Below are 12115 nucleotides of genomic sequence, written 5' to 3' on the forward strand. Positions count from 1 at the left end.
TCCTTGTTAAAACCATTAGGTGATCGTATTGTTATTGAATTAGTTGAATCTGAGGAAAAAACGGCGAGTGGGATTGTACTTCCCGATTCTGCAAAGGAAAAGCCTCAAGAAGGAAAAGTCGTTGCTGTTGGAACTGGTCGTGTAACAGATAATGGCGAACGAATTGAGCTTGAAGTAAGCACAGGAGATGCAATTATCTTCTCGAAATATGCAGGTACAGAAGTGAAGTATGAAGGGAAAGAATACCTTATCTTAAGAGAAAGTGACGTTCTTGCGATTATCGGTTAAGGAAAAGAGCTACATATAATATATTAGGAGGTTGAAATTATGGCAAAAGATATTAAGTTTAGTGAAGACGCGCGTCGTGCAATGCTTAGAGGTGTGGATGCATTAGCTGATGCAGTGAAAGTAACACTTGGACCAAAAGGACGTAATGTTGTTCTTGAGAAAAAATTTGGATCTCCCCTCATTACAAATGATGGTGTAACGATTGCAAAGGAAGTTGAGCTTGAGGACGCATTTGAAAACATGGGTGCGAAGCTTGTTGCAGAAGTGGCTAGTAAGACGAATGATATTGCTGGGGACGGTACAACAACAGCAACGGTGCTTGCTCAATCAATGATCCGTGAAGGGCTTAAAAATGTCACTTCTGGTGCGAACCCAATGGTCATTCGTAAAGGAATTGAGAAAGCAACGAATGCTGCTGTAGAGGAGCTTAAGAATATTTCTAAGCCAATCGAAGGTAAGCAATCTATTGCTCAAGTTGCAGCGATTTCATCTGCTGATGATACAGTTGGTGATATTATTGCAGAAGCAATGGAACGTGTAGGAAACGATGGAGTTATTACAATTGAAGAGTCAAAAGGATTCTCAACAGAGCTTGAGGTAGTAGAAGGTATGCAATTTGATCGTGGATATGCATCACCTTATATGGTAACAGACTCTGACAAGATGGAAGCTGTTCTTGATAATCCGTATATTTTAATTACGGATAAGAAAATTACGAACATCCAAGAAGTTCTTCCAGTACTAGAGCAAGTTGTTCAACAAGGGAAACCAATCTTAATCATTGCTGAGGATGTTGAAGGTGAAGCACTTGCAACGTTAGTTGTGAATAAGCTTCGTGGTACATTTAACGCAGTAGCTGTCAAAGCACCAGGCTTTGGCGATCGTCGTAAAGCAATGCTTGAAGATATTGCTGCTCTAACAGGTGGAGAGGTTATTACAGAAGATTTAGGTCTTGACCTGAAATCAGCAACGATTGACCAATTAGGACGCGCTGGTAAAGTAGTTGTAACCAAAGAGAACACAACAATTGTTGAAGGTTCTGGTGATACAGCTGAAATTGGTGCTCGTGTCAACCAAATTAAAGCTCAAATCGAAGAGACAACATCTGAATTCGATAAAGAAAAGCTTCAAGAGCGCTTAGCTAAATTAGCTGGCGGTGTAGCGGTTCTTAAAGTCGGTGCTGCAACGGAAACCGAAATGAAGGAACGTAAGCTTCGTATTGAAGATGCTCTTAACTCAACTCGTGCTGCGGTTGAAGAAGGAATCGTAGCCGGTGGTGGTACAGCGCTGATTAACGTACTAAAAGCGGTTCAAGCGGTAGACGCTGAAGGCGACGAAGCAACAGGTGTTAACATTGTCTTACGTGCACTAGAAGAGCCAGTTCGCCAAATTGCTCACAATGCAGGACTTGAAGGTTCTGTTATCGTTGAAAAGCTAAAAGGCGAGCCTGTTGGTAGCGGATTTAACGCAGCAACTGGCGAATGGGTAAACATGGTTGAAGCTGGTATCGTTGACCCAACAAAAGTAACTCGTTCAGCTCTACAACACGCTGCATCAGTTTCTGCGATGTTCTTAACGACAGAAGCAGTTATCGCTGATAAGCCTGAAGAAGAAGGCGCTGGCGGCGGCATGCCTGATATGGGCGGCATGGGTGGAATGGGCGGTATGGGCGGCATGATGTGATGACCGACCGCTCAACCCCTTGATATATAAGGGTTTTGAAGTGATTTGCTAACAAAATGCTAACATAATGTTTAAATTTGAGACTTCTCATTAGTTCTTTTAACTTTTGAGAAGTCTTTTTCTTTTGCTTAAATAACAAGAAGTTATTTCAAAAATTTCATAAAATTAAGTTTTTAAATTCACAAATACATTTTCATTTATAGTATCATAAACAAAAGGAAAATAATGGTTCAGTATGATGGGAAAGGGACTTTTTGACCAATGCGTTTCGAGACAAAAGGAGGGGATTTATTAACAGTGAAAAGCCTTATTGATAACTATGAGAAAAGGTGCTTTGATTCATTATCAATTTTAGCAAGAAGTATTATTGATATGGACAAAGCTTTTAAAGAAGAGAATCTTGAAGGATTTCCTAAGTTAATGATTAAAGCCACGGGGGAGTTACATTCAATAGGACTCGAGCTAGGACTCGATTCCAAAGATATATACCCTTTGACATTAGATGAACAAATTGTATGGTGGGAAAAACCTCTACATTTGTGGCCGTATCCTTCTTTTGATGAGTGGTTTTTTGTTGAAGAGGACGAGTTAGAGCAAGCGGTATTATATGACTATGATGTAACAGAATTTTGTATTTCAATTGCACAAGGTGGTCATGATCCAATCCACGAACAAGATACAAAAGAATTCATCTCTATTCGTAACTTACTAAATAACGATTCTCATGATTACTCAAACATTAGGAAGTTCCTTATTGAGAATCCAATATTGAATTTAGATAGCCCTACATACATGAGGAAAATTGCTCATATGCCACCTAATATACAAGAAAAGCTAGTGAATTATTTATATGAGGCTGTTCCAAAGCATTATTACAATGAAGGACAGGTCTATGTATGTCCAAGGTGTGGATGGACGCTATCAATCACCGATGATGGTGATGCAAATTGTGATACGAATAAATGTAAAAAATTAAGCAGTGGATGGTATTTTAAGAGCATTAAGCTAAACAGCCATAAATTATTGCGAGTTCGTAGAGGGATTCGTCGCTACATTGTAGATCCCGGTCTGCTTGAATTGAATCTATTTAAAAGAATTGAAAAGCTTCCGGGACTTAAAGATGTCATTCTTTATCCCAACAATGATGAATATGATTTGGAACTCATATTTGAAAGTGGTACTTCATGGGTAGTAGATGTAAAGGATTGGGTTAATCCGTATATGTTAAATCACAACCTAAAGCCATTTTCAACAAATGTAATTCGAGAAAAGGCCTTTATAGTTGTACCATCGTTTCGAGGAAGTACATATGTAAAAACATTACGGAGTATTTGTAAAAAAGGCTATGAAGTTTTAGATGATAAACAGTTTGTAAAGCTTGTGCAGAAGGAGGGGGCACAGTTTGAGAGTCAAATTTGACCAGCACTTTAAATCAGCAATTGATGATGTGAAAGATATCTTAATAAATCATAATTTTAATGATGATGAAAGTGAGGTTTACGCAAAATTAATAGTTGAGGTTGAAGTTGCCTTTTATGTTTCAACTCAATTGCTACCTTCCGATAACAAGCAGCGCTCACAATTAGAATACCTATATTCAGGTACACACTTACCACAATTCCAACAGTTTACACCTACTCAAATGGAGTTGTGGATGAAAGTTAGGGTGTTATTGCCAGCTTGGAAAGCAAGAACCATTGCTTCTAGTAAGATTGAGGATTATATTGAGATACCCGTCCCTTCGAACTTATGCCATCTAACATTCGAAGAAAACACAATAGAATGGAAGTCTCTTATTCAATATCCTGAAAGAACGAATCTTTATAAGGATTTATTATCAATGCCAATTCCTTATTTAGAGAATAAGAAAGGCTTTGCTTCACCAAAGTCAGAGGTTTCCTATTTTGATAAGGAACTATTCAAAAGTGAATATTATACAATTCCAGAACACATGAAGCCTTTTCCAACTTTTAATGAGGGAGTTTTTCTAACTCCTTCGAAAAAAGGAAAAGATATGACAATTAGTAAAAGTGACTTATTACAATCAGCTGAACGTATGGATATGATAATCAATCAAGATTGGTATGAGCGAATAAAAGAATTAAATTTTCATGAAGTTGTTGGGGAAACTCTAATAAAGTCTGAAAGATTAAACATAAGTGGTACTCAACACTGGGTTGGGACGCTTTCCGCTGGTAAATCAACAATCATGGATGTTATTGCATTCCATCAGTCATTACAAGAAAAAGTGACGGTGTTAGTTGTAGGAGACGTTGCTACCGCTTTACAAAAAGTTGATTTGTTTCATTCTTTAGGAGTTAAAACTGTACCGATATTAAGCTACCGACAACGAAAAGACCATATTAAACAACATTTTCAATCTATAAATGAAAATGTTAAAAGCCTATCAACTTTAAAAAAGCGTTCGTTCCGTTATTTATCTGACACATGCATAATTAAGACCTCGCAAGAGAAGCTTACAGACACAGCTCCACCATGCTTTAGTTTAAAGGAAAAAGGAAAAACAAAAGTATGTCCATATTTTAAGCAATGTTCCTATCATAATGCTTATCTCGACTTACCAAATGCCCAAATTATTGTTGCTACTATTCAGGGGCTAGTATTAAGTGAGCTACCTCCTATCCTAGTAGGTATTCGGATGAGAATGCTTGAGTATGTTAGCAAAAGTTCGGATTTAATTTTAGTAGACGAATCAGATAGGGTCCAATCACAGTTGGACAGTATATTTGCTCCTAGTGTTGAGATGGCTGGCACAGAGGATAGTTGGTTAGAAAAATTACAAAACAAAGCGTTTCAATCTTTTGTTCGCTCAAAAATACCTTTAAGCAAAAGACGTGTCGAAAGATGGTTTATTGCTCTTCAGAATACAGTTACAGCATCTTACATTGCATTTGGACAGCTACAGGATCAAGATATATTAAAGATGATAGGGAAACAGTACTTTACTGGATATAAGTTAATAAAAATGTTTCTGCTTAATGCTTTTGGTGTAACTCCAGAAAATGAAGAAAAGATTATAAAGAGTAAAGAGTTTCAAAAGCTATCAGAACAGTTAGAGTCATTCATTCATAGCTATAGAAAAGATGAGTATGCTCATGAACCTAATAATGCTTCAAATGAAGAACTTAAACGAAAATTAAGAGGGGGAATTGATTCTATCACTCAAGACAATGATGATATACGGTTTCTTTTAGATGAAATAATATCCATAATTCAACCTATAGCGAAGTTTCCAGACCATAAACAGTCATTACTACAAAAACAATTAAGATTTTCTCTATCGATTCTGTTTATAGAAAAGAATCTATTTACCTTAATTCAACTCCTGCCATCAGTAAGAGATGAATTAAAAGGATTAGTAGAAGATGAGGTTATGTCAATTTTTACTGGAACACCTGAAGATTATGATGGATTAATTCCTATATCGCCTACTGGTATTTGGATGGGATTCCGGTATGAGAGTGACCAACAATCCAATGCTCAAAATGGAAAGTTAAATTTTATGCGTTATGTAGGTGTAGGTAGATATATATTAACGAATTTAGATCACCTTTTTGAAGGTATCGACCATTACAAAGGAGCACCAGTGGCACTATTGTCAGGTACTAGTAGTGCTCCTTATTCTTCAAAGTACAACGTGCAGCTACCTGTTTCATATTTACTAGAAAAAGAAGATGAAGATTTGCCAAATATAAATATGTCTTTTAGACCGTTAATGAAAAGAGATGAGTTTATCATTATTTCTGGAAAACACGGAGCGGAAAGGAATATTGCTTTAAAAGAAGCTACAAGAATACTTTTTCAACAAAATATTTTGCAAGATTCACTTAAAAGATCTAGTAGTGGGAGGGAGCGGGTACTAATTGTTGTAGGCTCCTATAAAGAAGCGAAAATTGTAGGGGAGTATTTAATGGATATTTGGCCAGACCCAAATGAAGTTTACCATTTAGTAAATGATGAAACAAAGTTAGGAACAAAAGGGGAATGGACAAGACAGAAAATATCTTCTTTTCCAAAGGTACGGGGATCAATCCTTGTAGTACCACTTCTAGCATTAGAGCGAGGTCATAACATAATCACTACAATAGATGAACAAGTGGTAGCTGCTTTTGAAACCGCAATATTTTTAGTTAGACCATATCCAAAACCATTTGACGTAGATCGAGTTGTGAACCGACTTAATGAGTTTTCAATTGATATGCTTTCAAAACAATATAATGGTAATTATGATGTGAAGGAAGAAGTGCTATCGCTTCGAAACAGAGCATATGTAATTCAGAAAGAATTACTAGCTAATCAAGTGTGGTTCCGACACCTTGATGAAAAAGAAAGGTATCATCTTGTCATGGATATGTTTATTAGTGTTTGGCAATTAATAGGGCGACTAATCCGCGGAGGGGTATCTGCCAATGTCTTGTTATGTGATGGCAGCTTTGCTCCTGAAACAATAAAAGGGAATTCCGACTCTTATGAAACTAGTATGATTCTGTCTTGGAAGAAAGTATTATCAGAGGTTTTAGATACACCTAAAACGTCAACTATTGCTTCAAAACTTTATAGCCCCATCATTAATGGCATACAAAATGTGGAGGGAGTAACAACATATGAAAAAAAGAAATTATAATACCGACAGCATTGAAGTGTTTTCAATTCCTATTAAAGAAGAAAGTATAGAAGGTTATGCAGTTTATTTTCCAAAAGCATTGCGTGAGTTACTTCAGGTTAAAAAGCCAAAACATTTTTATATGTCTCCTATACGCTCTCTTCAAGAGACAATTAAGATAATGTTTTCAGATTTTCTATTCTTTAATTCCAATGCAGAAAAATTTTTAAATCAGCCTTGGTTATTTTTTCGAGCACCCTTTGACATTGAGTGGCTAAAAGAAATGATTCAATCCTGGTATAAAGTTCACTTTAATGAAGAACTACCAGCATCAATCCTAAATGATTTGAGTATTCAAAAAGAAAAAAGAATCGTAGATATTACTATTAATGAAGCTGGAAATCCAATCATGAAGGACTTTTTTACTTTTCAATATTTACCGAAACATTATGCGGATAAAATAAAGAATCCCTTATTTGTAGAGTCGCTCGGAAAATCATTAAATTTTATACCAATTCAATCTGACCAAAAAGGTGAACTGGTAAGTTGGCCTCCAGAGCGCTATGAACGAAATGAAAAGAAGTATTATTTTTCATATAAAATTACATTTAGTTTGCAAACTGTTCCATTTAGTGAAACCCCTCAAATGTATTTACATATTGGACTTGTTCGTTGGAAAACAGATGGAAATGTTGTGACGCGCAATCGTAGGTTAACCGTATATATAAGAGGTAATTTCCCGTGGATTGTAGGAAATGGGGACAAATTACCATTCATACCAGCTAAAATAAAACGAGTAAAAACGGAAGGGAAATACACTTATTTTTGGGACCAAAAAATAGATCAAGTTATTGAAGGCATGAATATACCGGCGAGAATTTCATCCTTAACCGAATTAGAGAAGGATGCTGAGAGTATTTTCGAGGGGATAAATGATAGCAATCGTTTTTCGGTTTCTATTCCTTATAGTACCCAGTTGTTTGGATATCACCCAATTAGTGATGGAGCTGGTTTTAAGGAGCGCTATGAGATAGCAAAAGCTGCAGCAAATGAAATTGGACTGACAGGAAATTTCTTGAATTATCCAAGAGTTGCTGGTGCTTCTAAGGTTTATTCCAAAGGACTTGAACTAAGCTTGCCTAAAAACTTTACTATATATATGTATTATTCAAGCCAAGAATGGTTGGAAAAAGCAGAAGAAGCGATTCTTCAGAATTTAAAAGTAGAGAAGAATGAAAATAGTACCTATCAATTAAATGATACTCTTATTCAAATTAAGCCAATACGCATTTCAGAAAATTTATTTGTCGATGAGAGCAATAAAATGGAGCTTTTAAATCGAATTGAAAAAATGGTTGCACCAACTACTTTTGTATCTGGATGTTTATTTGAACTTCATGATAAGGAACAATTTAAGAGTTGGATAGACCCAAAAGATTATATTAGAAACTTATTTGCTAAGAATGATATATTGACCCAATTTATCACACCTGATAATCCAAATGATTCGGATAAGAAATTTGAGAAAGGTACATTAGATTTATTTAGACAGGTGGGCATTCTTTCTTACCGGGTAATGGGACTGATAAAGGAAACAACACAGTATATTGGTTTCCTATATATAGAGAAAAACAAGAAAACTAGCAAAGATAAAATTGGGTTCCCTTTAATGGTAAGGGTTTGTGCATCTGGTGTAATGATGGCTATACCAAATGAAGGATGGGTTTCATATTCTGAGGGTTTGTTGCTGTTGACAAAACACTCAGAGAAATATTCACGGAATTATTCAAAACAGGATATTAATAAGTTTATATATTCGTTGTTAGCAGAGTTGGAAGGGGAGCATATCATTCTATTTACACATAGCCAAAATAGTCGAAGAGTGCTTCCTTCCTTAAACAATACAAATTTGCGGGCGGACTACTTTGAACCAATGTATAGTAATTTGTCTGTTGTTCGTATTCGCGATCAAAAAGATAATGAAACACCAGAGTGGTGTGCTTATCGACATGAAAGTGAGGGTTATTCAGCGGGAGCTATCCCTGAATCACTGCCAACCGGTGTGTATCAGCTGAACGATAGAGTATTTTTTAGTATTGCAGGAAAATCAACAACACAAAGTCAAATGAATCCCAACAAGACCAAACTAGAATCACCAACCAGTTTGTTTCATAAACCGGTAGCTATTGAAGTAGCTGTCCCTGTTTACCATAAAGACTTTTCACCAATTGAGCTTGCAAAGATAACACATGATCTACGCAAAAATACTAGCATTCAATACGATAAAGATATGACAAACTTTCCATTGCCGATTCATTTAGCGTTAAAGGCGAAGGAGTACGCCTTTACTATATAGTTAGGAATTTAATAATGTTATAACGATAACTTTGGACCACACAATTGATGAAAAAACGGAAAGATACTAAGTTGAAAAGGTACTTATGCTATCTAACTATAAAATGTAAATAACACATGAAAAGTGAGCCACATGACAACTAAAAACTGAATCACTTAAAGCTTGTGAATTATATATAATACTCTATCCTACATCGGCTTTATATGGAGAGGCGGGCATGATAACCTTGCAGGGATGCGAGATCCCTACCTACTGCATGCTTTCGCAAAGAAGTCATGTCCGTAGAGGCTCCATGTCAAGCCTGTCCTCATCACAAAAATTCAGCTGTAAGTTTGTGAAATCCGCCAAATTTAAGTGGCTTAAAAAAATGTTGCGAAATGGTTCACTTTTCAATTGCGAAATACAAAATGCCTAACGTACTAAAACTTAGATATTACTTGTTGTAGTCTAAAAATGCTAACATATTTCAGGATAATATACTATGAAAGGAATTAAAGTCATTGATTAAATACATTACGAAATATAACTTTACTGATGTTCCAACCTTATTTAGTCAAATTATTTTAGATTTTGAGTTAATAGAAGATCCTCCATTTTACATCATAATTACGAATGATGAGCAAAATTGCTTTTTAGGATATATAGAAGGGTTTGCAGAATATATATCATGTAGAGTGGTTTCAAGAGTCATTAAAATAAATCACGTTTTAAAAAATTCAGATGATTATATCTTGGATCACGAGAAGGAAATTAAAGAGATTAGTGTAGGCGACTTTAAAAGTATTGAATTAAATATCAGAAGTTTAAAAGAAGCTCTAGAAGTCTCTAGTATAATAGTTTCAAATAAAAACGATTTTCTATTTAGAGGGCAAGCGAATAAAGAATGGAAAATTGAGAGTAGTTTATTTAGAAAAGGATATGATCGAAGTAAGGAAGCGCTATTATATTCGGAAATTAGGCATTTAAATCATGACCAATTTAATTCAGATGATTTTAATCAATTAAGTAGTGATATGCAGCATTATGGAATTCCTACTAGACTAGTGGATTGGACAAGTAATATTTTTAATGCAATCTATTTTGCTTGTGTAAGTGGTAGGGAAGATTTAAGTAAAGGTGGAATAGTCTTTGTAATGGATTGTCCAGAAATGTTAGATGTGGATTCGGAAACATATAAAGATATTCAATCTTTCTTAGAATACAGATATGGTTACACAGATGATGTCGAAGCAATATTCCCTATACTCTCCAAGATATATGAGTCAGATAAAAAATATAAATTCTTAAAAATTAGATACTCTAACGAGCGAATAAAACGACAAAATGGTTACTTTTCTATATGCTTTGAAGCTAATGAAGACGAAGCGAACGGTTTTTTAAAATATAAGTTAAATGAATATCTAAAAAGGAATAATAGTAATGTTCCAGACAAACATTTAGATAAAGTTGTGGATATAATCAAAATTCCTCTTGATGCTTCCGTTATGGATCGTATTTGCCAACAGGTTGAAGGTTATAATGCTATAGCTACAGAGCATCCAATTGACTTGGAGGGGTTAAAAGAGGCTTTAGATAGATATAGAAGTATTAAACCTTTTGATCATATTATGAATGATATTCAAAAGTATGACCAGCATATTAAAATAATAATCCCTGCTACATATAAGAAAGATATTACTAATGAGTTAAATAAGGTTGGTGTTAATAGTAGTACTATATATCCAGATTTAGAAGGTATGACTAAGTTTATTAGAGAAAAGTATTCTAATTAAAAAGGAGGATTTAGAATGGAATACAGTGAAGCTCGAAAAAGAAATCTAAAAATAAAATTATATAAAGTGTCACTTTCCAAAGGTAAGGCATTAGAACAGTCTTATAGTAAAGAAGCTATTCATAAGAAATTATTTTTCAAAAAGTCTGATATAGAAGAATATATTGATTGTTTTTTCGATACTGGTAATGAGAAATACTTTATAAAACCAGAAATCAAAGAAGAATTTAATAGTTATTTTGAGAAGTATGATCAGTATTCATTAGACCAACAGGAACTTGAGGGAATATTAAAAACTAATTATGAGGATATAAGGGAAATCTACATGAATTTCAAACCAACTGAAGAGGCCTTTGGGATAATTCAGAAAACAAAAGAAATAGCTGCCAAGTTGCATTGGATATATTTACCTATATATCCTGAGCAAACTATAATTAATTCAGAGATAATTCCCGAAGAAAATACTGAAGAATATTATAATCACTTTCATACTATTGAAGATTTGTACAGAGTAATATTTGAAAGTGGTGAAATAGAATGGAATAGTATAGAAGGAGATATTAATTTAAATTCTCCACTAAAGATGAAAATTTACTCTTCTAGATGGGAGCATAATGATATTTACTTTGTAAAAAGAACTATGACTGGTTGGAATTTCAAGCATTTATCATATGATGTTGATTGTTCTAAAGATGGAACATTAAATAGCATGAAGAATGACGGATTTTATAGCATATTAGCCCATGATTCTATTCAATACCCTTATGATGGAGTTAAATATGCTCTAGAAACTTTATGGAAAACGGCGGATTCGACTAGTATGACTACTAAAGAATTGGAAATTAAGCTACAAGATATAGGAGATTGGATTAATGCTGTAGAGAAAGCAACGAAAAATAATCAGCCCAACTGGGTAGGGTATTATTAAATTAAACATCTATTAAGGTCACTCATGTATCAATGCTAACATTTTGCTAACGCAATCAAATGAAAAACGATAAACCCCCGTTAAATATGTTACAGTAAAAATTTAGAAAAACCTTGATATACCGCACTCTACGCACATCGCGTTAAAGATATTACACACTCTCACCATAGGGGCGGCATGATGTAAGAACCACCCATGAAACGTTGATTTAAAAGGTTTTTTATGGATTATCGGACGGTTAAAACGTAAGAAAATCACATAAAAATTACATTTTAATTTATTTTGTGTAGGATGTCTCCGTAAAGGGTATTTAATTTTGCGGATGCATCCTTTTTCATTTTGTTTGTAATGTATGTGTACACCTTCATTGTGGTTTTTACATCGTCATGACCTACTTTATTCATGATCGTCGCTATATCGACACCTGCTTCAGCAAGCATACTTATATGAGTGTTTCTAACGATA

The 12115-nt window shown here is 34.7% G+C and carries 7 protein-coding genes and 1 pseudogene; 7 read left to right on the top strand and 1 reads right to left on the bottom strand.

The window, feature by feature from the left end; genetic code table 11:
• Window positions 1–3: 3 nt before the first annotated feature.
• The 7 genes from groES to JCM9152_RS18345 all read left to right on the top strand — a co-directional run bounded on the left by groES (window position 4) and on the right by JCM9152_RS18345 (window position 11650).
• On the top strand, window positions 4–288 hold the full coding sequence (gene groES / locus JCM9152_RS18315) for a co-chaperone GroES (protein ID WP_035346788.1): 285 nt from the start codon (window positions 4–6) through the stop codon (window positions 286–288).
• Between the two features lie 39 nt (window positions 289–327).
• Window positions 328–1971, top strand: coding sequence for a chaperonin GroEL (gene groL, locus JCM9152_RS18320; RefSeq protein WP_035346789.1), 1644 nt, complete (start codon window positions 328–330; stop codon window positions 1969–1971).
• Between the two features lie 261 nt (window positions 1972–2232).
• Window positions 2233–3390, top strand: a complete 1158-nt coding sequence (locus JCM9152_RS18325; RefSeq protein WP_035346791.1) for a restriction endonuclease-related protein — start codon at window positions 2233–2235, stop codon at window positions 3388–3390.
• A complete protein-coding gene (locus JCM9152_RS18330) occupies window positions 3374–6616 on the top strand; it encodes a hypothetical protein (protein ID WP_035346792.1) in 3243 nt (1080 codons plus the stop codon). Before JCM9152_RS18325 ends, JCM9152_RS18330 begins: the two co-directional genes overlap by 17 nt.
• Window positions 6597–8951, top strand: a complete 2355-nt coding sequence (locus tag JCM9152_RS18335; RefSeq protein WP_035346793.1) for a pPIWI_RE module domain-containing protein — start codon at window positions 6597–6599, stop codon at window positions 8949–8951. The genes JCM9152_RS18330 and JCM9152_RS18335 overlap by 20 nt, the downstream gene beginning before the upstream one ends.
• Window positions 8952–9451: 500 nt before the next feature.
• Window positions 9452–10723: an FRG domain-containing protein gene (locus tag JCM9152_RS18340; protein WP_035346794.1), complete on the top strand. Its 1272-nt coding sequence runs from the start codon at window positions 9452–9454 to the stop codon at window positions 10721–10723.
• A 15-nt stretch (window positions 10724–10738) separates the two neighbouring features.
• Window positions 10739–11650 carry a hypothetical protein gene (locus JCM9152_RS18345; protein ID WP_035346795.1) on the top strand — a complete coding sequence of 304 codons (912 nt, stop codon included), beginning with the start codon at window positions 10739–10741 and terminating at the stop codon, window positions 11648–11650.
• A 272-nt stretch (window positions 11651–11922) separates the two neighbouring features.
• Here JCM9152_RS18345 and JCM9152_RS22435 read toward each other — a convergent pair.
• Window positions 11923–12115 (bottom strand): annotated as a pseudogene (locus JCM9152_RS22435) (site-specific integrase); the annotation flags it as partial.

Source organism: Halalkalibacter hemicellulosilyticusJCM 9152, from assembly GCF_000513115.1.
Lineage (GTDB): Bacteria > Bacillota > Bacilli > Bacillales > Bacillaceae_D > Halalkalibacter > Halalkalibacter hemicellulosilyticus.

Coding starts and splice junctions, on each gene's coding strand:
- JCM9152_RS18345 (WP_035346795.1), top strand. CDS start 10,739: ATGGAATACAGTGAAGCTCGAAAAAGAAATCTAAAAATAAAATTATAT.
- groL (WP_035346789.1), top strand. CDS start 328: ATGGCAAAAGATATTAAGTTTAGTGAAGACGCGCGTCGTGCAATGCTT.
- JCM9152_RS18325 (WP_035346791.1), top strand. CDS start 2,233: ATGCGTTTCGAGACAAAAGGAGGGGATTTATTAACAGTGAAAAGCCTT.
- JCM9152_RS18335 (WP_035346793.1), top strand. CDS start 6,597: ATGAAAAAAAGAAATTATAATACCGACAGCATTGAAGTGTTTTCAATT.